Below are 22,604 nucleotides of genomic sequence, written 5' to 3'. Positions count from 1 at the left end.
CCGCAACAGGTGAAACTTTCTTGCAGGCCGGGTGCGGTGTCAACCATGGCAAAGAATCTGACACTGCATCAGAAAATCTCTTCCCTCGTCCGTCCCGCTGCGGCATCCTGCGGGCCATGGAGACGGAGCTGAGCAAGAAACTGGGGATCGAGCACGCCATCTTCGGCTTCACGCCCTTCCCGGCGGTCGCCGCGGCCATCACCAGAGCCGGCGGATTCGGCGTACTCGGAGCGGTCCGCTACACCGCACCCGAGGACCTCAAACGCGACCTCGACTGGATGCAGGAGCACACCGAAGGACTGCCGTACGGCCTCGACGTCGTCATGCCGGCCAAGAAGGTCGAGGGGGTGACCGAGGCCCAGGTCGAGGCGATGATCCCCGAAGGGCACCGCACGTTCGTCCAGGAAACCCTCGCCAAGTACGACGTCCCCGGACTCGCCGAGGGCGAGGCGTCCGGCTGGCGCATCACGGGGTGGATGGAACAGGTCGCGCGCAATCAGCTCGACGTCGCCTTCGACTACCCCATCAAACTCCTCGCCAACGCGCTCGGTTCACCTCCCGCCGACGTCATCGAACGCGCCCACAGCCAGAACGTCCTGGTCGCCGCACTCGCGGGCAGCGCCAAGCACGCCAGGCACCACGCCGAAGCAGGCATCGACATCGTCGTCGCCCAGGGATACGAAGCCGGCGGCCACACCGGCGAGATCGCCTCCATGGTGCTCACCCCTGAAGTCGTCGACGCCGTGAACCCGTTGCCCGTACTGGCCGCAGGAGGCATCGGCAGCGGAGAACAGATCGCCGCCGGGATCGCGCTCGGCGCGCAGGGCGTCTGGCTCGGCTCGCTCTGGCTCACCACCACAGAGGCCGAGATGCACTCCCGCGCGCTCACAGCCAAACTCCTCGCCGCGGGCTCCGGCGACACCGTGCGCTCCCGCGCCCTCACCGGAAAACCGGCACGCCAGTTGCGCACCGAGTGGACCGACGCCTGGGACGACCCGGACGGTCCCGGCACCCTGCCCATGCCGCTGCAGGGACTCCTCGTCGCCGAAGCGGTCTCCCGCATCCAGAAGCACGAAGTGGCACCGCTGCTCGGCACCCCGGTCGGCCAGATCGTCGGCCGGATGAACTCCGAACGCAGCGTCCAGGCGGTCTTCGACGATCTGACGCGCGGCTTCGAACGCGCGGTGACCCGTATCAACCGCATCGCCGGAAGGAGCCAGTGACCGTGAACCAGCCCCCCAACGGATTCTGGGCGCAGGCCACCGCAGACCCCGGCCGCACCGTCCTCGTCGCACCCGACGGCGAGGAGTGGACGGCCGGACGTCTCCACGCGGCCGTCAACCAACTCGTCCACGGACTGCGCGCCGCCGGCCTGGAGCGCGGCGACGCCTTCGCCGTCGTCCTGCCCAACGGCGTCGAACTGTTCACCGCCTACCTCGCCGCATCCCAGGCGGGCTTCTACCTGGTCCCGGTCAACCACCACTTCGTCGGCCCCGAGATCGGCTGGATCGTCTCCGACTCCGGCGCCAAGGTCCTCATCGCCCACGAGCGCTTCGCCGACGCCGCCACCCAGGCGGCGGACGAGGCAAAGCTCCCCGCGAGCCACCGCTACGCCGTCGGGACGCTGCCCGGCTTCCTTCCGTACGCCCAACTCCTCGACGGACAGCCCGAATCCGCACCCGCCGACCGCACCCAGGGCTGGGTCATGAACTACACCTCGGGCACCACCGGGCGACCGCGCGGCATCCGCCGTCCGCTCTCCGGCAAGCTGCCCGAGGAGGCGTACCTCGGCGGCTTCCTCGCGATCTTCGGCGTCAAGCCCTTCGACGACAACGTCCACCTGGTCTGCTCGCCGCTCTACCACACGGCCGTCCTGCAGTTCGCGGGCGCTGCCCTGCACATCGGGCACCCCGTCGTCCTGATGGACAAGTGGACGCCCGAGGACATGCTGCGCGCCATCGACACCCACCGCTGCACGCACACGCACATGGTCCCCACCCAGTTCCACCGTCTCCTCTCGCTGCCCGATGCGACCAAGGAGCGGTACGACGTGTCCTCGATGCGCCACGCCATCCACGGCGCCGCGCCCTGCCCCGACCACGTCAAGCGGGCGATGATCGAATGGTGGGGGACCTGCGTCGAGGAGTACTACGCGGCCAGCGAGGGCGGCGGCGCCTTCGCGACCGCCGAGGACTGGCTGAAGAAGCCGGGCACCGTCGGCAAGGCCTGGCCCATCAGTGAACTCGCCGTCTTCGACGACGACGGCAACCGGCTGCCGGCCGGAGAGCTCGGCACCGTCTACATGAAGATGTCGACCGGCGGCTTCAGCTATCACAAGGACGACACCAAGACGAAGAAGAACCGCATCGGCGACTTCTTCACCGTCGGCGATCTGGGCATCCTCGACGAGGACGGCTACCTCTTCCTCCGCGACCGCAAGATCGACATGATCATCTCGGGCGGCGTCAACATCTACCCCGCCGAGATCGAATCCGCCCTGCTCACCCACCCCGCCGTGGCCGACGCCGCCGCCTTCGGCATCCCGCACCCCGAGTGGGGCGAGGAGGTCAAGGCCGTCATCGAACCCGCCGAAGGACAGCTCGCAGGGGAGGCCCTGGCGACCGCGATCCTGGCCCACTGCGAACAGCGCCTGGCGGGCTACAAGCGCCCCAAGAGCGTCGACTTCATCGAGACGATGCCACGCGACCCCAACGGCAAGCTCTACAAGCGCCGGCTGCGCGACCCGTACTGGGAGGGCCGCGAAAGGGCCGTCTAGGCCACAGGGCCACGGTGGCCGGGCCGATGCCCCGGCCACCGTTGGCGCACCACCCCGCGCGCCCCGCCGCCCGCTCTGGCAGCGTGATCCGCATGAGTACGGGCGCCGGCACGACATCGCTGACACGGCAGTGGACCACCTGGGTACCGGTCCTCGCGGTGATCGCCCTGATCTTCTCGTGGGGCCGCGACCTGCCCGCCTTCGCCGTCATCGTGGTCTCGGTCTGTCTGGCGGGCGCCGTCCTGGCCGCCGTCCATCACGCCGAGGTGATCGCCCACAAGGTCGGCGAACCCTTCGGCTCGCTGGTGCTCGCCGTGGCCGTCACGGTCATCGAGGTGGCGCTCATCGTCACCCTGATGGCCGACGGCGGATCCAAGTACTCCTCGCTCGCACGCGACACGGTCTTCGCCGCCGTCATGATCACCTGCAACGGCATCGTCGGCCTGTCGCTCCTGGTGGGCGCGGTGCGCAGCGGAGTGGCGGTCTTCAACGCCGAAGGCTCCGGCACCCTCCTGGCCTGCGTCGGGACCCTGGCCACCCTCACCCTGGTCCTGCCGACCTTCACGACCACCAAGCCGGGACCGGAGTTCACCGGACCTCAGCTCGCCTTCGCGGCGGTCGCCTCACTCGCTCTGTACGGGCTCTTCGTCGCCGTACAGACCATCCGCCATCGCGACTACTTCCTCCCCGTCACCCAGGAAGGCGAGATCCAGGACCCCGACGAGCACGCCGAACCGCCCACCAAGAGCGCGGCCCTCGCCAGCCTGGCGCTGCTGCTGATCGCGCTCATCGCCGTCGTCGGCAACGCCAAGGCCGTCTCCCCGACCATCGAGCGGGGCGTCGAGTCGGCCGGACTGCCGCACGCGGTCGTCGGCGTCATCATCGCCCTGCTCGTCCTCGCGCCCGAGACCCTCGCCGCCGTGCGGGCGGCCCGCCGCGAACGCGTCCAGACCAGCATCAACCTCGGATTCGGCTCGGCGATGGCGAGCATCGGACTCACGATCCCCGCCATCGCGCTGGCCACCATCTGGCTCTCCGGACCCCTCCTGCTGGGCCTGGACGCCACCCATATGGTGCTGCTCGCCCTCACCGTCGTGGTCGGCGCCCTGACCGTCGTGCCGGGCCGGGCCACCCTCGTACAGGGCGGCGTGCACCTGGTGATCTTCGGTGCGTTCGTGTTCCTCGCCGTCAGCCCCTGACGAACACCACCCGCAGCTTCGGCGAGGTCAGAATGTCCCGCTCACAGAACCGCTCCGTCACCCAGCGGCCCTGCGAGAACAGCGTGGTCTGGTCGCTGAAGTGGGACGAGTTCGGATTCGAGGACTGGCTGTACGTCAGCAGGGTGCGTGCCACCGGGCAGCGGCTGCCGTCCCACCCGACCGCCTGGATGTAGCTCGACCCGGTGGAGACCTCCGGGTAGCCGCCCGCCGCCGCGTTCCACACCCCCTCGACCTTGTTCCAGATGCCCAGCGACTCGGTGCCGCCGGGGACGGGGATGCGCTGTCCGTTGCGTACGACGAACTGGTGCTCACCCAGCGGTGCGTCGAGCGCGATCCCCGCCGCCCGCAGCTCGGCCACCGCATCGGTCAGTGCCTTCGCGAAGCCGGGCGCGGCCGTGTTGAGGGTGTTCGGCGTACGCACCGGATCGGCCGGATCGAAGGGGACCTTCCACAGATCGGCCGCCGGGACCGCGACGAGCAGCTTGCGCCAGAACCGGTCGAAGAGCAGCGCCCCACGGCTGTCGGTGGTCACCTTCCGGTCCCAGCGCGCCAGCACCCCGCACGCCTCGGTCACGTCGCCCGAAGGCAGAGCGGCACAGGCCTTCGCCACATCGGCGGCCGCCAGATCGGCGGCGGGCACCCGCCCGGCGAACTGCTGCTTCTGCAGATCGGCCACCTTCAGCCCGCCCTTGGAGGCCATCGCCGACACATCCTGGATCGCACCACGGGTGCGCATGGTGCGCGCGGTGCCGATGGTGCCGAAGACCCGCTCGTACCCGGTCAGCGGACGATCGGCATTGGCCAGCCACGCACTGTCGTTGGAGTTCTCCGCGTATGGGGCGTCCCGCAGCGTCGGCATCTTCGACGGACCGAAGATCCCCGGCTGCACCGCGTCAGGATCCGAGCCGAGCGCACAGTCGCTCCGCGAACCGTCGAGGACAGCAAGGCCCGAGGCCGGATACGTCGCCCTGCCCAGCGGAGTCGAACAGCGCTGTGCGAGGTCGTCGGTGATGCGCGGCAGCACCTGCGACTGCGTGTAGAGCGAGTGCCCGGCGGAGTCGGCGGCGATCGTGTTGATCCACGGGAGGCCCTGCGTGCGGCGCAGCGTGCTCTGCACATCGGCGACGGAGCGCGCCTTGCTGAAGCCCAGCGCGGTGTCCGAGGCGCGCAGATTGACCGCGTTCGGGTCGCCCAGCGCGTACGCCGTCGTCGCCGTCCAGGGGAGCGGCAGCCCCGCGCCGAGGGTGCTGACCACCGGACCGTACCGGGTCCACCACTGGGTGCGCGTCACCGAAGGACCGTCCTTCACGGGGACGCTGACGGTGCGCCGCGTCATCCTCTCCGGCTTCCCGTCGATCAGATACGCGGTCGGATCGGCCGGGTCGAGGGTCAGCTGATGCAGATCGAGGGTGGTGCCGGTGGCGACCGTATGACTCCACGCCAGCTGGGCGTTGTGACCGATGGAGACGGTCGTCGAGCCGAGCAGGGAACCGCCCATGACGTTCAGTTCACCCGGGATCGTCTGCTGCGACTGCCAGAAACGGCGGCCGCCCTGCCACGGGTAGTGCGGATTGCCCAGCAGAAGTCCCCGCCCGTCGGCGGTGGTCGCCCCGCTGAAGGCGACCGCATTGGAGCCCATGGCGCCGTCGTCCGTACGGAACAACTCGCGGGCCGCGTCCGCCGGGTCGGTGGCGGAACGCGCCGCGGGAGCCGCCCCGGGCGGCTGCGCGGCCGTGATCCCGTCCACGCCGCGCCCCTGTCCGCCGAGCACGGAGAGGGCGAACCCCTGGGCGGCGACGTCCAGTTCGGTGATCGGGCGCACCCAGGCGGCGCCCGCGCAGGCCGGGTCGGTGATGCGGTTCTGCTGCAGCCAGGCGTTGTACCCGGCGGCGAACCCGCGCATCGTCTCCTTGACGTCGTGGCTCGGCCCCGCAGGCGCGGGCACCTTCAGCAGCTTCTCCACGGTGCCGCTCTCGCGCACCCCGCGGAAGAAGAGATCGCTGCTGAGGTTCGTGGTGGCGGACGACAGCGAGCCGTCGGGCGCCGCGTCGGCGCCGAAGAACCGCGAGCGCTCGCCGCGTACGGTCGCATAGCCGCTCGCGAGGGTGCAGACCTGGTCGGCGGCCTGCGCCCAGCCGTTGCCGAAGCCGAGGTTCGCGTAATCCTTGGCGACGATGTGCGGGATGCCGTATTCGGTGTACCGGATGACGGCCGACAGCCTGCCATCGTGCGGCCGGTGATCACCGTGCGACTGCGCGGCCGCGGCGGGCGGCAGCGAGGCGATGGCGGTCAGCAGCGCGATTCCGGCGACGGCGAAATGTCTCAGGCGGCTACGGAGGGGCAACGTTCCTCCCAACTTGACTGGTGCACAAGGCGATTGCGTACGGCACACGGGATGCCATCCGCCACTCATCCACCAGCGACGGCGGCCTGTCAACATCCCGTTCGGTATCCATCCCTTGACCTGCCATCCGGCGGACCGCAGGATCACGCCATGACTGGTGTACGCAGCAGTACCGTCGACTCCGTCCTGCGCCGCAGCGCCCGCCGCAACCCGGGGCGCACCGCTCTGCGCTACGCGGACCGCTCCTGGACGTACGCCGGCCTGGACGAAGCGGTCACCACCGCGGCAGCGGTGCTCACCGCCGGACACGGCCTGCGCCCCGGCGACCGCGTCGCCGCGTACGGGCACAATTCGGATGCCTACCTGATCGGCTTCCTCGCCTGCGCACGGGCGGGCCTCGTGCACGTCCCCGTCAACCAGAACCTCACCGGCGACGACCTCGCGTACATCCTCGGCCAGTCGGGCAGCACCCTGGTCCTCACCGATCCGGACCTGGCGGGCCGGCTGCCCGAGGGATACGCGGTCCGGCTCCTGCGCGACACCGAGGACGCGCTGCTCGCCGAGCTGCGGACGCCCCGCGACTTCACACCGGCCGCCGAACCGGGCGCCGAGGATCTGGTCCAACTGCTCTACACCTCTGGGACCACGGCGCTCCCAAAAGGCGCGATGATGACCAACCGGGCCCTGGTCCACGAGTACGTCAGCGCCATCACCGCACTCGACCTGCGCGAGAGCGACCGTCCGGTCCACTCCCTGCCGCTCTACCACTCCGCGCAGATGCACGTCTTCCTGCTGCCCTACCTCGCCGTCGGCGCGGAGAACACCCTCATCGACGCCCCCGATGCCGCGCAGATATTCGACCTCGTCGAGGCGGGCCGCGCCGACAGTCTCTTCGCGCCGCCCACCGTCTGGATCGGCCTCTCCCACCATCCGGACTTCGCCGTCCGCGACCTGGGCGGGCTGCGCAAGGCGTACTACGGGGCGTCGATCATGCCCGTACCCGTGCTGCAGCGGTTGCGCGAGCGGCTGCCCTCGCTCGCCTTCTACAACTGCTTCGGGCAGAGCGAGATCGGCCCGCTCGCCACCGTTCTCGGCCCCGACGAGCACGAGGGGCGGATGGATTCGTGCGGACGGCCCGTCCTGTTCGTCGAGGCGAAGGTGGTCGACGAGAACGGCAAGGACGTACCCGACGGGACGGCGGGCGAAGTGGTCTACCGCTCACCGCAGTTGTGCGAGGGCTACTGGGACAAACCGCAGGAGACCGAGGAGGCCTTCCGGGACGGCTGGTTCCACTCCGGGGACCTCGCCGTACGTGACCCCGAGGGATACTTCACCGTCGTCGACCGGGTCAAGGACGTCATCAACTCCGGGGGAGTGCTGGTCGCCTCCCGCCAGGTCGAGGACGCCCTCTACACCCACCCCGCGGTCGCCGAAGTCGCCGTGATCGGCCTGCCCGATCCGCGGTGGATCGAAGCCGTCACCGCGGTCGTGGTCACCGGCGCCGAAGTCACCGAGCAGCAACTCCTGGACCACGCACGGGAGAAGCTCGCCCACTTCAAAGCCCCGAAGAGAGTGCTGTTCGTGGACGAGCTGCCGCGCAACGCGAGCGGGAAGATCCTCAAGCGTGAGCTGCGGGACCGTTTCGCAGATCCACGATCCGCTTGAACTTGCCCACCGACCGCTCCAGCGTTTCGGGGTCGACGACCTCGACGGCGGCGGTGACCCCGATCGAGTCCTTGACCGCCGCGGCGACCGTGCGGGCCGCGGCTTCACGCTCGTCCGTGGTGGCATCGGGCCGGGCCTCGGCCCGTACGGTCAGCTCGTCCATCCGGCCCTCGCGGGTGAGGCGCAGCTGGAAGTGGGCGGAGAGCGCGGGCGTACGCAGCACGATCTCCTCGACCTGGGTGGGGAAGAGGTTCACGCCGCGCACGATCACTAGATCGTCGCTGCGTCCCGTCACCTTCTCCATGCGCCGGAACGCCCGCGCCGTGCCGGGCAGCAGCCGCGTCAAGTCGCGTGTCCGGTAACGGATCACGGGCATCGCCTCCTTGGTGAGCGAGGTGAACACCAGCTCGCCGCGCTCGCCGTCGGGGAGCACCGCGCCGGTGAGCGGGTCGACGACCTCCGGGTAGAAGTGGTCCTCCCAGATGTGCAGTCCGTCCTTGGTCTCCACGCACTCCTGGGCGACGCCCGGGCCCATGACCTCCGAGAGGCCGTAGATGTCCACGGCGTCGATGGCGAAGCGCTCCTCGATCTCGGTGCGCATCGCCTCCGTCCAGGGCTCCGCGCCGAAGATCCCCACCTTGAGCGAGGTCGTCCGCGGGTCGATGCCCTGGCGCTCGAACTCGTCGAGGAGCGTGAGCATGTACGTCGGCGTGACCATGATGATCTCGGGGCGGAAGTCCTGGATCAGCTGTACCTGGCGCACCGTCATGCCGCCGGATGCGGGGATCACCGTGCAGCCGAGCCGCTCCGCGCCGTAGTGCGCTCCGAGACCCCCGGTGAACAGGCCGTATCCGTACGCCACATGGACCTTGTCGCCGGGCCGGCCGCCCGCCGCCCTGATGGACCGGGCGACGACGTCGGCCCAGGTGCCGATGTCCCGTTCGGTGTAGCCGACGACGGTCGGGCGTCCGGTGGTCCCGCTGGAGGCGTGGATGCGGCGTACGTCGCTCTGCGGTACGGCGAACATCCCGAAAGGGTAGTTGTCGCGCAGATCGGCCTTCACGGTGAACGGGAAGCGCGCGAGATCGGCGAGCGTACGGCAGTCCTCCGGGTGCACCCCCGCCTTGTCGAAGGCGTCGCGGTAGAAGGCGACATGGTCGTACGCATGCTGCAACGAGGTGCGCAGCCGCTCGATCTGGAGCGATTCCAGCTCCTCGCGGCTCAGCCGTTCCACCGCGTCCAGCAGAGGTTCCATGGGGGTGGCTCCCGCCTCAATCGGACGACCGATCATTCGGTCGTCGTGTTGGGGATCAGTAATTCAGGGGAGCGGGCGAGGGTCAAGAGATGTGCCCGTGCCGGTGTTCACCAGGCGCGGAACAGATTGCGTGCGGCGGCGCCACGCTGTGAGGATCGGGCGCATGCCCAAGTTCAGCGCGTACGACGGGACCGAGCTCGCCTACCACCTCAAGGGCGAGGGGCCTCCGCTCATATGCCTGCCCGGCGGCCCGCTGCGCGCCTCCGCCTACTTCGACGAACTGGGCGGCCTCACCGCGCACCGACAGCTGGTCCTCCTCGATCTGCGCGGCTCGGGGGACTCCGAGGCCCCGGCCGACCCGTCGACGTACCGCCGCGACCGCCTGGTCGACGACATCGAGGCGCTGCGCGAGCACCTCGGCCTGGAGCGGACGGACCTCCTGGCCCATTCGGCGGCCGGGGATCTCGCCCTGCTGTACGCGGCCCGCCACCCCGGGCGGCTCAGCTCGCTCGCGCTGGTCACCCCCGTGGCGCAGGCGGCCGGCATCGTGATCACCGACCAGGAGCGGCGCGAAGCGGCAGAGCTGCGCAGCGGGGAGCCCTGGTATCCCGCGGCGCGGGCCGCGCTCGACAAACTCCTGGACGGGGGCTTCTCCGCGGAACTGATGGCCGCCATCAGGCCCTTCGCGTACGGCAGATGGGATGCGGCGGCGCAGGCTCTGGCCGCCAGGTCGGCCGCCGAGCGGGCCGGGGAGGAGGCGCGGACGCGGTACTGGGCGGACGGCGCCTTCGACGCGCAGGCCATCACGGCAGCCCTCGCCGCGTCGGAGGTTCCGGTCCTGGTGCTGGCGGGCGAACTGGACTCCGAGCCGGGCCCCGCCCGGGCGCGCGAACTGGCCGCGCTCTTCCCGCACGGCGAAGCGGTCGTCATGCGCGGCGCCGCCCACTTCCCCTGGCTGGACGACCCGGGAGCCTTCGTCCGTACGGTCACAGCCTTTCTCGACCCCGAGGTCCGCACGCTCGACGCGGCGGGAGTCCGCATCGCCCACCGCACCTGGGGCGAGCCGGCGGCGCCGCCCGTCGTCCTGCTGCACTGCCTCGGCGCGGACGGCGCCGACTGGCGCGAAGTGGCCGGGCAGCTCGCCGCCGCATACCGCGTGCACGCCTTCGACCTGCGTGGACACGGGCTGAGCGACTGGCCGGGGGATTACGGCCTGGAGGCGGTACGCGACGACGTGCTGGACTGCCTCGACGCGCTCGGCCTCGACCGCATCACCCTGATCGGCCACTCGCTGGGCGGTTCGGTGGCCCAGCTGATCGCCTCGCACCGCCCCGGTCTGGTCGCGCGGCTGGTCCTGGAGGACCCGCCGCCGCTGCTGCCCGCCGATCCGCCGATGGTGCGTTCCGCGCAGCCGGATGACGCGACGGGCTTCGACTGGGAGTTCAAGCTCCAGTCGGTCGGCTACCGCAACGCACCCGACCCCGCGTGGTGGGACGACCTGGGCCGCATCACGGCGCCGACGCTCATCGTGGCGGGAGGTGCGGACAGCCACCTGCCGCAGGACCTCCTCGCCGAGATGGCCGACCGCATCCCCGACGGGCGTCTGGTCACCATCGACGCGGGCCACCTCGTCCACCAGGCGCGCCCCGCCGACTTCCTATCGGAGCTGAAGGCATTCGGGATCTGACGCGCACCGGGCCGGGCGGGTGATCACCAGTGCCAGCAGGGCGCCCGCCCCGCACAGCGCCCCGATCGCCACCCACACCATGTCGTACGAACCGAACGCGTCCCGCGCCGCACCACCGGCGAACGCGGCCAGTCCCGCGCCCAGTTGGTGCGCGGCGGACACCCAGCCGAAGACGATGGCACTGTCCTCGCCGTAGAACTCCCGGCACAGGGCGAGCGTCGGCGGCACGGTGGCCACGTCGAGCAGCCCGAACAGCACCACGAACGCCACCATGGGCGCGCTGACCGATGCGCTCATCAGCATCGGAAGGCTCAGCAGCGTCACGCCCCGCAGTGCGTAGTAGAGGGCCAGCAGCCGGCGCGGGTCGAAGCGGTCGGTGAGCCAGCCCGAGCAGACGGTGCCCGCCACGTTGAAGACGCCGATCAGCGCGAGGAGCGAGGACGCCGCGGTGGCCGGCATGCCGTGGTCGTGGGCGGCCGGGGTGAAGTGTGTCCACATCACGCCGTTGGTCGAGGCGCCGCAGACGGCGAAGGTCCCGGCCAGCAGCCAGAAGGGTGCGGTCCGCGCGGCCGATGCGAGGGTGCGTACGGTACGGGCGGACGCGCCCGCGGTGGCCTTCGGCCGGGCGGTGAACTCCCGTGCGCCATAGGCCCGTACGCCCGCGTCCGCCGGATGGTCCCGCAGCAGCAGGAGTGCCAGGGGGAGCACCGCGAGGGCTGTCAGCGCGGGTACGACGGCTCCGGTACGCCAGCCGTGTCCGTCGACCACCCAGGACAGCAGCGGCAGGAAGGCGAACTGCCCGAACACCCCGGCGGCGGTCAGCACTCCGCTGACCAGTCCGCGCCGTGCGACGAACCAGCGGGCCGTCACCGTCGCGGCGAAGGTTCCGGCCACGGCTCCGGAGCCGAGCCCGACGAGGACACCCCAGGTCAGTACGTACATCCAGGGCGCCGTCATCAGGGTGCTGAGCAGCGCCCCCGTGGCGGCCGCGACCAGCGCGCCGCACACGATCCGGCGCATCCCGAACCGGTCCATCAGCGCCGCCGCGAAGGGCGCGACGAGTCCGTACAGCACCATGCTCACCGCGGAGGCGAGACCGATGGAACCGCGCCGCCAGCCGAACTCCTGGCGCAGCGGGTCGACGAACAGCCCGGCCAAGGTGGTGAACGCGCCCGCGGCGACGATGGCGAGCGTCGCCACGCCGGCGACCTTCCAGGCGGGGTGCACGCGGCGCGCGGGTGCGGTGTGCGTTACGGGAGCATCGGTGAGAACCATGTCTCGACCCTGCGCCGGTGCCGGCGACGGAACCAGTGGCGAGAAAGACATGATGTGCAAAGATCGCGCCATGGGTGCTTTCGCTTCGGACGGCCGCCACCGGGTCGCCGTCCTCGTACGCCACGGTCTGCTCGCGATGGAGCTGGGCATTGTGCACCGGCTGTTCGGTCAGGCGGTGTCGGCCGACGGCGAGCGGCTGTACGAGGTCCTGACCTGCACCGTGGAGCCGGGCGAGCTGCGCACCGACACCGATGTCACGATGAACGTCCACCGCGGTCCCGAGCTGCTCGCCGAGGCCGACACCGTGGTGGTCCCCGCAGCGGGCGAGGACTACGAGCCGCGCACCGTGCCCTCGCTCCCGCCTGAACTCGCGGACGCACTGGGCCTGATCCGCCCCGGCACCCGGCTCGCTTCGATCTGCACCGGATCCTTCGTTCTGGCCGCGGCGGGCTTCCTCGACGGCAGGCGGGCCACCACCCACTGGCGCTCGGCCGACGATCTGGCCCGTCTCCACCCGTCCGTCGAGGTCGACCCGGATGTGCTGTACACCGAGGACGGCAACGTCCTCACCTCGGCGGGAGTCGCCTCCGGCATCGACCTGTGCCTGCACATGATCCGCAGCGACCACGGCGCGGCGGTCGCCGCCGAGGTGGCCCGCTCCACGGTCGTACCGCCCCATCGCGACGGCGGCCAGGCCCAGTTCATCCGCCGCCCCGTCACCGCGGACCCTGCCGCGGCCACCGGGGCGGCCCGCGTCTGGGCGCTGGAGAACCTCGGCAGCCGGATCACCCTGCGCGATCTGGCCGACCGGGCCGCGATGAGCACCCGTACCCTCTCCCGCCGCTTCTGCGAGGAGACCGGTCTCACGCCGGTGCAGTGGCTCACCCGGCAACGCATCGACCGCGCACGGCAGTTGTTGGAGGAGACGGATCTGGCCGTCGAACGGATCGCCGCCGACGCCGGATTCGGGACGTCCGCTTCCTTCCGTATGCATCTGCACGAGGCACTCGGGGTCTCACCGAGCGCCTACCGCGCCACCTTCAGAGGGCGTGGAGTGGCCGGATAGCGTTCTTGACGGCCCGTGTTCGCACCGGGTTTCATCTGACGTCGGCCGGGCCTTTCCACAAGGAGGTTCAGTGTCCACTTCTGACGACGACCTCGTCTCCGTAGAACGTGCGCTTGCCACACATCTTGAGTTCAGCGACGCGGCACCGATCACCCTCAAAGCCGCCGAGTTCTACAGGTTCGCCGTCGACCTCCTCTGCGAGCGGTCGGCCACAGTGGAGAAACTCGCGGCAGCCCTCCGTGATCCCAGCGGTGAGATCCCTGTCGCCGTGGTCGAGGACCCGCTCGTCAGGGTCACCCTGGACGAGGCGGTCTCCCGGCTGGAACAGGGGTTCCTCGACGAAAGCGCCTGGACCGAAGTCGTCACCATGCTGCGGCTGGTCGCCGATGTGCTGGAGCGGCACGGCCCCGCGGCCCCGCCGACCGGAGCCGAAGTCTCCCAGGGTCACACCGTCACCACCGCGCCCGGCCGCTCTGCCTGGCTGTACGCGGCGAACGGTGAGGGCGCCACCCCGACACCGCTGGGACAGACCTTCCTGGGAACGTTCGAGCGCGACTTCCTCCGCGGCGTACCCGGAGACCTCCTCGAGCCCACCCATGCGACGCGACGCGGGCTGGACGAGGGATTCGCGGCGCTCAGCGCGCTGCTGCCCGAACTGGGACCCAGTGTGGCCGCGCACTACATCGGCGTCGGCGTGGTCGACGTACACACCGAAGGCGAAACGTTTCTTGCGGGCAATGTCGGACGCATCCCCGGTGTGGTGTTCTTCTCCGAGAACCGCATAGCGCGTCCCTGGCGCCTCGCCGAGACCGCGCTCCACGAAGGCCTGCACCTGAAGCTCTTCGACATTCAGCGCTCCTCCAGCATCTTCGCCGAACCGGACAGGCTTCCCGACGGGCCCAAGATCAAGGTGCCCTGGCTGAAGTGGGCCTCCATGGTCGCGCCCAACGAATGGGCGCTGGACCGTGCACTCGGCGCCTATCACGTGTACGCACATCTCGTCCTGTTCCACGAGGCGCTGAAGACCCGCCTCACCCCCGAACTGCTCCGGCGATTCGGCGAACCGGAGCCTTCCGACACCCCGTCCCTCCACCGCTTCGGCGCCGAGCGTGCCCAGTTCCTCGGCGAGGAGATCCTCAGTCGCGGTGCCGCGGCCCTCACCGACCAGGGGCGGGAATTCGTGACCTGGCTGCTGCACGCAGTGAAGGAGTCCGCCCGTGCCTGACACCCTCTACAGCCAGGCACCCGACCTGCGGATCCGCCCGGTGGAAGCGGCCGGATCGCTGATCGTCTTCACCCCGCAGCGCCCCAAGGTGCACTGGCTCAACCTCGCCGGCTGGTACCTCTTCGAGCTGAGCGAGGGCGTGAGCGGCGAGGCGATCGCCGCCGACTACGCGGAAGCCGTGGCCGAACAGATCCCGCACGAAGCGGCGCTGGAGCAGGCACGCGACTGCCTGGACGATCTCGTGGAGCGCGGGATCCTGCTCGCCACACCGGCCTGAGCCGCGCCATCCCCCCTTTCTCCTCCGGTCATCCGGCCGGAGGTCCCTCCTGCCCTGCAGAAGGAGGTGAACCCCATGTCTGAGCAACTCAAGAAGAGGCTGGCCCGGGCGGTGAACATCACGCCGCCGAAGGCCACGGCCCCGTCCCGGGATCAGCGCCTGTGGCCCCCGTGGTACATGCAGAAGCACTGAACGTGAGCGCGCAGGGTGCGCCGGCCGGCAGTCGCCGGCCGGCGCACCCGGTCGTCAGGAGCCAGTTCGGGTGTCGGCGAAACCGGGGGAGTCATGCGGCAGTTGCCCGTCCTGATCGTCGGCGGGTCCCTCACGGGTCTGTCGGCTGCGGTCTTCCTCGGCGTACACGGGGTGGCGAGCCTCGTGGTGGAGCGGCGCGACGCCATCCTGGCGCACCCCAAACTCCAGGGCCTCGTGCCCAGGGCGATGGAGCTGTACCGGCAGGCAGGTCTGGAACCGGAGATCCGGGCCGTCGCCCCGACAGCCGCGAGCGCAGGAGACCTCGTCTCCGTACGCGCCCGGACGCTGGCCGACGAGCACGAGCCGCTCACCGAGGCGGGCGACGAGGACGAGGGTGCCGCAGCGGCCGCGTCCGGCGCGTCCCCGTGCGCCTTCGCGCCGATCCGCCAGGACGAGCTGGAGGTCCTGCTGGGGGAGCGGGCGCGGGGGCTGGGCGGTCTCGTCCGGTACGGCACCGAGCTCACCGGACTGGAACAGGACGCGGATGGGGTGATCGCCCGGCTGCGCGGCCCGGACGGCACGACCGAGACGGTGCGCGCCCTGTACGTGATCGCCGCCGACGGAGCCGGCGGATCCGTACGCCGCGAACTGGGTGTCGGCTCGACGGGACCCGGCACCTTCTTCCATATGGCCACCCTGCACATCCGCGCCGACCTCTCCGAGGCCCTGCGCGGGCGCGGCATCGGCATGGCCTACCTCACCGAACCGGCCGCGGGCACCACGCTCGGCCCGCTCGATGCCACGGGCAGGCACTGGTTCTTCGCCACGTCCCGCCCGCCGGGCAGCTCCACCACCGACCCCGCTTCCTGGGTGCGGGCCGCAACAGGGCTCCCCCTGCTGGACGTTGAACTCCTGGAGCAGGTGCCGGGCAGCGGCCCACAGGTCTTCACCTTCCCCGTCGGTGCGCGCGTGGCCGACCGGTACGCCGTCGGCCGGGTGTTCCTCGCAGGCGACGCCGCACACCTGATGCCGCCCACCGGCGGTCTCGGCGGCCTCACCGCGGTGGAGGACGTGCACAACCTGGCCTGGAAGCTCGCCCTCGTCCTGGGCGGGAGCGCACATCCCGCGCTGCTCGACACGTACGAGACCGAGCGGCGCCCGGTCGCCGTGCGCAATATGGGCCAGGCCCTCGCGCGGGGCCGCACCCGCTGGCAGTTCCCCGGCCATGAGCGGGACGAGCCGCTGCTCGACTTCTACGCCCTGACCTACGGATACCAGTACCGCTCCACAGCGGTTCAGGGTGCGCCGGACGACGGGGGCCCACTGCTGCCCGTGACCGCCCTGAGCGCCGCCCCCGGCAGCCGTGCACCTCACATCTATGTCTCGCAGGACGCCGATCCGCTCTCCACGCTCGACCTGTACGGGAAGGAACTCGTCCTCCTCGTGGGCCCCGACGGGGACCCCTGGGCCGAGGCCGGCGCGCGGGCGGCCGGGCTGCTCGGCGCACCGTTGGAGACGTACCACCTCGACACGGACCTGGCGCGTCCCCACGGGCTCGGTGACAGCGGCGCACTCCTCGTGCGTCCCGACGGGTTCGTGGCATGGCGGAGCGCCGGGGCCCGAGCCGACCCCGACGCCGTGTTCGAACAGGTGCTGCGCACGCTCCTGCAGCGCTGAGCGCGCCCGCCGGGACTACGGCTGAGCGTCCGCCGCGACCGTACGCGCCCACCGGTAGTCCGCCTTGCCGCTCGGCGAGCGCTGGATCTCCGGGGCGATCACCAGCTGGCGCGGGATCTTGTAGCCCGCCAGCCGGGTGCGGCAGTGCGTCTGGATCTCGTCCAGAGACAGCTGCCGTGCGCCCGTGCGGATCTGCACCACGGCCGCCACATGGTTGCCCCACTTGGCGTCCGGGACGCCGGCGACGAGTGCGTCGTACACATCGGGATGCGACTTCAGCGCCTGCTCGACCTCTTCCGGATACACCTTCTCGCCGCCCGTGTTGATGCACTGCGAGCCACGGCCGAGCACGGTGACGATGCCGTCGTCGTCGACGGTGGCCATGTCGCCGAGCAGCACCCAGCGCTCGTCGCCCTTCTGGAAGAAGGTTTCGGCGGTCTTGGCGGGGTCGTTGTAGTAGCCGAGGGGTACATGTCCGCGCTGTGCGAGCCGACCCACGACGCCGACGGGTACGGGCTCGTGGGTCACCAGGTCCACCACCTGGGTGCGCTCGTTGACCTCGAGGCGGAAGCCCTTCTCGGGGCCCGAGTCGTCCGTCGCCCGGCCGTTGGAGCCGGACTCCGACGACCCGAAGTTGTTGAGGAGCAGCACATGGGGGGCGAGCGCCTGGAGCTGGGCCCGTACGGTCTCGGACATGATCGCGCCGGACGAGGAGATGCTGAAGAGCGAGGAGAGGTCGGTGCCCTTGAGCGGGCCGTGCAGTGCGTCGATCAGCGGCCTGAGCATCGCGTCGCCCACCAGCGACACACTCGACACCTTCTCCTTCTCGATCGTACGGAGCACGTCCTCGGGCGTGTATTTGCGGTGGATGACGATCCGCTGGCCGTAGTTGAAGGCGACGAACGAGGTCAGTGTGGAGGTGCCGTGCATCAGTGGGGGAGCGGGGAAGAAGGTGATCCCCGCGCCTCCCTTGGCGACCCGCTCGGCCAGTTCCTCGGGGCGCTTCACCGGTTCGCCGGACGGCTCGCCGCCGAAGAGGCCCGCGAAGAACAGGTCCTCCTGGCGCCACATGACGCCCTTGGGCATGCCGGTGGTGCCGCCGGTGTAGATGATGAACTGGTCGTCGGCGGAGCGCGGAGCGAATCCGCGTGCGTCCGACCCCGCCGCCTCGGCATCGGCGTACGGGACCGGCGCGATGGCGGGCTCGGGGGCGCCTTCGGGCGCCGTGCCCACCCGCAGCAGATGGCGCAGCTTCGCGGTCTGCGGCAGCGCGGCCGCGACCCGCTCGGTGAATTCGCCGTCGAAGACCAGCGCCACCAGGTCCGCGTCGTTGTAGAGGTAGACCAACTCCTCTTCAACGTAGCGGTAGTTGACGTTGACGGGGACCACGCGCGCCTTGAGGCAGGCGAGGACGGTCTGCAGGTATTCGATGCCGTTGTAGAGGTGCAGGCCGAGGTGCTCGCCGGGGCGGAGCCCGCTTTCGATCAGATGGTGGGCGATGCGGTTGGCCGCGGCGTCCAGCTCCGCGTAGGTGAGCCGGCGCTCCGCGCCCGTACCGGGATGGTCGATGTACACGAGTGCCTCGCGGTCGGGGACCACGTCGACCACCGACTCGAACAGGTCGGCAAGGTTGTACTCCACCATTCCTCCTGACCCAGACAATCACTGACCCGGCGGTCATTACAGCGCCGCCCGGCACAACTGGGAAGGGTCCCCGCCAAGAAATCTGACTGACTGTCAGAAAACTATTGAACTGGACCCCCACCTACTGCAACCTGTTCTAGGTCTTGAGACGGGAGAACGGCAATGGGTGGAACAGAACACCTCACCGTGCGGCGCGAGGGCGCGACGCTGGTGCTCACCTTGAACAGGCCCGAGGCGAAGAACGCGCTCTCGCTGCCGATGCTGGTGGGCCTGTACGACGGCTGGCTGGAAGCCGACGCGGACGAGTCGGTCCGCTCGGTGGTGCTCACCGGCGCGGGCGGCGCGTTCTGCGCCGGCATGGACCTCAAGGCCCTTGCGGGCAAGGGGATGGAGGGCGATCAGTACCGCCACCGGATGAAGGCCGACCCGGATCTGCACTGGAAGGCGATGCTCCGCCACCACCGCCCCCGTAAACCGGTGATCGCCGCCGTCGAGGGCTACTGCGTCGCGGGCGGCACGGAGATCCTGCAGGGCACCGACATCCGCGTCGCCGGGTCGTCGGCCACCTTCGGCCTCTTCGAGGTCAAGCGCGGGCTCTTCCCGATCGGCGGCTCCACGGTCCGGCTCCAGCGCCAGATCCCGCGCACCCACGCACTGGAGATGCTGCTCACCGGCCGCCCCTACTCGGCGGCCGAAGCCCAGGCCATCGGCCTGATCGGTCATGTCGTCCCCGACGGGACGGCCGTCGAGAAGGCTCTGGAGATCGCCGAGCAGATCAATGCCTGCGGCCCGCTCGCCGTGGAGGCCGTCAAGGCCTCGGTGTACGAGACCGCCGACCAGACCGAGACCGAGGGCCTCAAGTCCGAACTCGCCCGAGGCTGGCCGGTGTTCGACACCGCCGACGCCAAGGAAGGCGCCCGCGCCTTCGCCGAGAAACGCCCCCCGGTCTACCGCCGCGCCTGACCGCGCACGCCGCGAACCCGCGGTCCCGGTCCGCACGCTCCGGCACCCGCCGGAGCATCCCCTGCCCGCCAGGCAGAATTGGAGCCCGTTCATGACAGCCGCGCCCTCACCGGAGGTGCTTCGCGCCCCCCTGGTCGTCGAGTTCCCCTTCACCCGCTCGCTCGGCCCCGTCCAGAGTGCCTTCCTCACCGGCCTGCGCGAGCGCACCGTGCTCGGCGTGCGCACCGGCGAGGGCAAGGTCCTCGTCCCGCCCGTCGAGTACGACCCGGTCACCGCCGAGGAGATACGCGACCTCGTCGAGGTGGCCGCCACCGGCACCGTCACCACCTGGGCCTGGAACCCGGCACCGCGCCGCGATCAGCCCCTCCAAACCCCCTTCGCCTGGGTCCTGGTGAAGCTGGACGGCGCCGACACGGCACTCCTGCACGCACTCGACGCAGCGGGTCCCGAGTCCGTGCACACCGGCCTGCGTGTCCGCATCCGCTGGGCCGGTGACCGCACCGGCGCGATCACCGACATCGCCTGCTTCGAGCCGTACGAAGGCGAAGGCGAAGGCGAGGGCGAAGCGGCCGCAGCTCCCCATGAGGGCCGCTTCGGCGACATGGTCACCGGAATCGTCGCCCCCGCCCGCCTGGACTACACCTACGGCCCCGGCCGCGCCCAGACCCGCTACATCAACGCCCTCGCCGGACAGAAGACCGTCGGCGAGCGCTGCCCCTCCTGCCGGAAGGTGTACGTTCCGCCGCGCGGCGCCTGCCCCACCTGCGGAGTCGCCACCACCGACCAGGTCGAGGTGGGCCCGGCCGGCACGGTCACCACGTTCTGCATCGTCAACGTCAAGGCGAAGAACCTCGACATCGAACTGCCGTACGTCTACGCGCACATCGCCCTCGACGGCGCCGGCCTGGCCCTGCACGGCCGGATCGGCGGCATCCCCTACGACGAGGTGCGCATGGGCCTGCGCGTCGAGCCCGTCTGGTCGGAGGACGGCCGCTACCCCGACCACTACCGGCCCACGGGCGAGCCCGACGCCGAGTACGACGACTACAAGGAGCTGATCTGATGGCGCCCGCACGGGAAGTGGCGATCGTCGCCTTCGCGCAGTCCGACCATCTGCGCCGCACGGACGAACTCTCCGAAGTCGAGATGGTGATGCCGGTCCTGCACCAGGTCCTGGCCGCGACCGGCCTCAAGACCAGTGACATCGGCTTCACCTGCTCAGGGTCATCCGACTACCTCGCAGGCCGCGCCTTCTCCTTCACCATGGCCCTGGACGGGGTGGGGGCCTGGCCCCCGATCTCGGAGTCCCATGTCGAGATGGACGGCGCCTGGGCGCTCTACGAGGCCTGGGTGAAGATCCTCACTGGCGAGGCGGACACCGCGCTCGTCTACTCGTACGGAAAATCCTCGCCCGGCTCGGTACGCGACGTCCTCACCCGCCAGCTCGACCCGTACTACCTCGCCCCGCTCTGGCCCGACTCCGTCTCCCTCGCGGCCCTCCAGGCGCAGGCCCTGATCGACGCGGGCGACACCGACGAACCCGCCCTCGCGGGGATCGCGGCCCGCAGCCGCGGCGCCGCCTCGGACAACCCGCACGCACAAGTCACCGGCGCCCGCTCCCAGGGCGACTACCTCGTCCAGCCGCTGCGCACCGGCGACTGCCCGCCGATCGGCGACGGCGCCGCCGCGGTGATCCTCGCGGCCGGCGACCGGGCGCGCGAACTGTGCGAACGCCCCGCCTGGATCCGCGGCATGGACCACCGCATCGAGGCGCACAGCCTGGGCGTACGCGACCTCACCGACTCCCCGTCGACCCGGCTCGCGGCAGAGCGCGCGGGCGCTTTCGACCGCCCGGTCGACACGGCGGAACTGCACGCGCCCTTCACCTCCCAGGAAGTCGTCCTGCGCAAGGCGCTGAAGCTCGACGACACCGTCACCGTCAATCCGTCCGGCGGCGCACTGGCCGCCAACCCGGTCATGGCGGCAGGACTCATCCGCATCGGCGAGGCGGCGGCCCGCATCCACAACGGCACGTCCAGCCGTGCCCTGGCCCACGCCACCTCAGGCCCCTGCCTCCAGCAGAACCTGGTCGCCGTACTCGAAGGAGAGGCCCAGTGAGCAAGGAACCCGTAGCAGTCGTCGGCATCGGCCAGACGCACCACGTCGCGGCCCGCCGCGACGTCTCGATCGCGGGCCTGGTACGCGAAGCGGCCCAACGCGCCCTCGCCGACGCCCAGTTGACGTGGGCGGACATCGACGCCGTCGTCATCGGCAAGGCTCCCGACTTCTTCGAGGGCCTGATGATGCCGGAGCTGTACCTCGCGGACGCGCTCGGAGCGGTCGGCAAACCGATGATGCGCGTCCACACGGCGGGCTCGGTGGGCGGCTCCACCGCCCTGGTCGCCTCCAACCTGGTCTCCTCGCGCGTCCACAGGACCGTCCTCACCCTGGCCTTCGAGAAGCAGTCGGAGTCCAATGCCATGTGGGGCCTGTCGCTGCCCGTCCCCTTCCAGCAGCCGCTGCTCGCGGGCGCGGGCGGCTTCTTCGCCCCGCACATCAGGGCGTACATGCGCCGTACGGGAGCCCCGGACCACATCGGCTCCCTCGTCGCGTACAAGGACCGCCGCAACGCGCTGAAAAACCCCATGGCGCACCTCCACGAGAAGGACATCACCCTGGAGAAGGTCCAGGCGTCCCCGATGCTCTGGGACCCGGTCCGCTACTCCGAGACCTGCCCGTCCTCGGACGGGGCGTGCGCGATGATCCTCACCGACCGGGAGGGCGCGGCCCGTTCGCCGCACCCGCCCGCCTGGGTCCATGGCGGCGCGATGCGCAGCGAACCGACCCTCTTCGCCGGAAAGGACTTCGTCTCGCCCCAGGCGGGCAAGGACTGCGCGGCCGACGTCTACCGCCAGGCGGGCATCACCGACCCGCGCCGGGAGATCGACGAGGTCGAGATGTATGTGCCCTTCTCCTGGTACGAACCGATGTGGCTGGAGAATCTGGGCTTCGCCGAGGAGGGCGAGGGCTGGAAGATGACGGAGTCCGGGGCCACGGAACTCACCGGCGACCTCCCGGTCAACGCCTCGGGCGGAGTCCTCTCCACGAACCCCATCGGCGCCTCGGGCATGATCCGCTTCGCGGAGGCGGCCCTCCAGGTCCGCGGCCAGGCGGGCGAGCATCAGGTGGACGGCGCCCGCAAGGCGCTGGGCCATGCGTACGGCGGCGGTGCCCAGTTCTTCTCGATGTGGCTCGTGGGCGCGGAGCCCCCCGCCAACTGACCGCCGCACAAGGGCGACAGGCCGCGGAACGGTGCCCGCGGCCTGTCGTCACCGTTG

General features: G+C 70.6%; 17 protein-coding genes. 13 read left to right on the top strand and 4 right to left on the bottom strand.

What is annotated here, in order from left to right:
- The first annotated feature begins 116 nt into the window (after positions 1-116).
- The 3 genes from AB0H78_RS30380 to AB0H78_RS30370 all read left to right on the top strand — a co-directional run bounded on the left by AB0H78_RS30380 (position 117) and on the right by AB0H78_RS30370 (position 3,975).
- Entirely contained in the window at positions 117-1,223 is a 1,107-nt protein-coding gene (locus AB0H78_RS30380; protein WP_363237866.1) for a nitronate monooxygenase family protein, read from the top strand.
- A gap of 2 nt (positions 1,224-1,225) precedes the next feature.
- Positions 1,226-2,776, top strand: coding sequence for an acyl-CoA synthetase (locus AB0H78_RS30375; RefSeq protein WP_363237865.1), 1,551 nt, complete (start codon positions 1,226-1,228; stop codon positions 2,774-2,776).
- A gap of 92 nt (positions 2,777-2,868) precedes the next feature.
- Positions 2,869-3,975, top strand: coding sequence for an ionic transporter y4hA (locus AB0H78_RS30370; RefSeq protein ID WP_363237864.1), 1,107 nt, complete (start codon positions 2,869-2,871; stop codon positions 3,973-3,975).
- Here the strand turns inward: AB0H78_RS30370 and AB0H78_RS30365 are convergent.
- Positions 3,965-6,340 (bottom strand): penicillin acylase family protein, encoded by a 2,376-nt coding sequence (locus tag AB0H78_RS30365; protein ID WP_363237863.1) that lies wholly within the window; start codon positions 6,338-6,340, stop codon positions 3,965-3,967. The two genes, AB0H78_RS30370 and AB0H78_RS30365, sit on opposite strands and share 11 nt — an antisense overlap.
- A 150-nt stretch (positions 6,341-6,490) precedes the next feature.
- On the opposite strand from AB0H78_RS30365, the gene AB0H78_RS30360 reads away from it, so the two are divergent.
- Entirely contained in the window at positions 6,491-8,005 is a 1,515-nt protein-coding gene (locus AB0H78_RS30360) for an acyl-CoA synthetase (RefSeq protein ID WP_363237862.1), read from the top strand.
- Here the strand turns inward: AB0H78_RS30360 and paaK are convergent.
- Complete coding sequence (paaK, locus tag AB0H78_RS30355) at positions 7,959-9,260, bottom strand: phenylacetate--CoA ligase PaaK (RefSeq protein ID WP_363237861.1); 1,302 nt, start codon at positions 9,258-9,260, stop codon at positions 7,959-7,961. The genes AB0H78_RS30360 and paaK overlap by 47 nt on opposite strands.
- 163 nt (positions 9,261-9,423) lie before the next feature.
- On the opposite strand from paaK, the gene AB0H78_RS30350 reads away from it, so the two are divergent.
- The gene (locus AB0H78_RS30350) at positions 9,424-10,947 is read left to right on the top strand and encodes an alpha/beta hydrolase (RefSeq protein ID WP_363237860.1); all 1,524 of its coding nucleotides are present in this window, start codon (positions 9,424-9,426) and stop codon (positions 10,945-10,947) included.
- Here the strand turns inward: AB0H78_RS30350 and AB0H78_RS30345 are convergent.
- Entirely contained in the window at positions 10,918-12,222 is a 1,305-nt protein-coding gene (locus AB0H78_RS30345; protein WP_363237859.1) for an MFS transporter, read from the bottom strand. The genes AB0H78_RS30350 and AB0H78_RS30345 overlap by 30 nt on opposite strands.
- A 70-nt stretch (positions 12,223-12,292) precedes the next feature.
- Between AB0H78_RS30345 and AB0H78_RS30340 the strand changes: the two genes are divergently transcribed.
- The 4 genes from AB0H78_RS30340 (at position 12,293) to AB0H78_RS30325 (ending at position 16,659) form a co-directional block, all read left to right on the top strand.
- A complete protein-coding gene (locus AB0H78_RS30340) occupies positions 12,293-13,288 on the top strand; it encodes a helix-turn-helix domain-containing protein (RefSeq protein WP_363237858.1) in 996 nt (331 codons plus the stop codon).
- A gap of 70 nt (positions 13,289-13,358) precedes the next feature.
- Positions 13,359-14,513 (top strand): HEXXH motif-containing putative peptide modification protein, encoded by a 1,155-nt coding sequence (locus AB0H78_RS30335; RefSeq protein WP_363237857.1) that lies wholly within the window; start codon positions 13,359-13,361, stop codon positions 14,511-14,513.
- Positions 14,506-14,790: a hypothetical protein gene (locus AB0H78_RS30330; RefSeq protein WP_363237856.1), complete on the top strand. Its 285-nt coding sequence runs from the start codon at positions 14,506-14,508 to the stop codon at positions 14,788-14,790. The genes AB0H78_RS30335 and AB0H78_RS30330 overlap by 8 nt, the downstream gene beginning before the upstream one ends.
- 285 nt (positions 14,791-15,075) lie before the next feature.
- Positions 15,076-16,659, top strand: a complete 1,584-nt coding sequence (locus tag AB0H78_RS30325; RefSeq protein WP_363237855.1) for an FAD-dependent monooxygenase — start codon at positions 15,076-15,078, stop codon at positions 16,657-16,659.
- Between the two features lie 15 nt (positions 16,660-16,674).
- On the opposite strand, the gene AB0H78_RS30320 is transcribed toward AB0H78_RS30325, so the two are convergent.
- The gene (locus AB0H78_RS30320; protein WP_363237973.1) at positions 16,675-18,300 is read right to left on the bottom strand and encodes an acyl-CoA synthetase; all 1,626 of its coding nucleotides are present in this window, start codon (positions 18,298-18,300) and stop codon (positions 16,675-16,677) included.
- Positions 18,301-18,465: 165 nt separating this feature from the next.
- Here AB0H78_RS30320 and AB0H78_RS30315 point away from each other — a divergent pair, with 165 nt between their 5' ends.
- From AB0H78_RS30315 to AB0H78_RS30300, 4 genes are all read left to right on the top strand, one after another.
- Complete coding sequence (locus AB0H78_RS30315) at positions 18,466-19,266, top strand: crotonase/enoyl-CoA hydratase family protein (protein WP_363237854.1); 801 nt, start codon at positions 18,466-18,468, stop codon at positions 19,264-19,266.
- A gap of 91 nt (positions 19,267-19,357) precedes the next feature.
- The gene (locus AB0H78_RS30310) at positions 19,358-20,329 is read left to right on the top strand and encodes an OB-fold domain-containing protein (protein WP_363237853.1); all 972 of its coding nucleotides are present in this window, start codon (positions 19,358-19,360) and stop codon (positions 20,327-20,329) included.
- Positions 20,329-21,384, top strand: a complete 1,056-nt coding sequence (locus tag AB0H78_RS30305) for a thiolase domain-containing protein (RefSeq protein WP_363237852.1) — start codon at positions 20,329-20,331, stop codon at positions 21,382-21,384. The genes AB0H78_RS30310 and AB0H78_RS30305 overlap by 1 nt, the downstream gene beginning before the upstream one ends.
- On the top strand, positions 21,381-22,547 hold the full coding sequence (locus AB0H78_RS30300; protein WP_363237851.1) for a thiolase domain-containing protein: 1,167 nt from the start codon (positions 21,381-21,383) through the stop codon (positions 22,545-22,547). Before AB0H78_RS30305 ends, AB0H78_RS30300 begins: the two co-directional genes overlap by 4 nt.
- Positions 22,548-22,604 lie beyond the last annotated feature (57 nt).

Origin of the sequence: Streptomyces sp. NPDC050738, from assembly GCF_040654175.1 — a bacterium.
In the GTDB taxonomy this organism is placed as follows: domain Bacteria; phylum Actinomycetota; class Actinomycetes; order Streptomycetales; family Streptomycetaceae; genus Streptomyces.
The sequence above is the reverse complement of the archived record's forward strand: the minus strand, read 5'-3'. Positions and strand labels throughout refer to the sequence as shown.

Bases quoted from the DNA above. Each gene is read 5' to 3' on its own strand.
- AB0H78_RS30380 (WP_363237866.1), top strand. From the start codon at position 117: ATGGAGACGGAGCTGAGCAAGAAACTGGGGATCGAGCACGCCATCTTC.
- AB0H78_RS30370 (WP_363237864.1), top strand. From the start codon at position 2,869: ATGAGTACGGGCGCCGGCACGACATCGCTGACACGGCAGTGGACCACC.
- AB0H78_RS30360 (WP_363237862.1), top strand. From the start codon at position 6,491: ATGACTGGTGTACGCAGCAGTACCGTCGACTCCGTCCTGCGCCGCAGC.
- paaK (WP_363237861.1), bottom strand. From the start codon at position 9,260: ATGGAACCTCTGCTGGACGCGGTGGAACGGCTGAGCCGCGAGGAGCTG.
- AB0H78_RS30350 (WP_363237860.1), top strand. From the start codon at position 9,424: ATGCCCAAGTTCAGCGCGTACGACGGGACCGAGCTCGCCTACCACCTC.
- AB0H78_RS30345 (WP_363237859.1), bottom strand. From the start codon at position 12,222: ATGGTTCTCACCGATGCTCCCGTAACGCACACCGCACCCGCGCGCCGC.
- AB0H78_RS30340 (WP_363237858.1), top strand. From the start codon at position 12,293: ATGGGTGCTTTCGCTTCGGACGGCCGCCACCGGGTCGCCGTCCTCGTA.
- AB0H78_RS30325 (WP_363237855.1), top strand. From the start codon at position 15,076: ATGCGGCAGTTGCCCGTCCTGATCGTCGGCGGGTCCCTCACGGGTCTG.
- AB0H78_RS30315 (WP_363237854.1), top strand. From the start codon at position 18,466: ATGGGTGGAACAGAACACCTCACCGTGCGGCGCGAGGGCGCGACGCTG.
- AB0H78_RS30310 (WP_363237853.1), top strand. From the start codon at position 19,358: ATGACAGCCGCGCCCTCACCGGAGGTGCTTCGCGCCCCCCTGGTCGTC.
- AB0H78_RS30305 (WP_363237852.1), top strand. From the start codon at position 20,329: ATGGCGCCCGCACGGGAAGTGGCGATCGTCGCCTTCGCGCAGTCCGAC.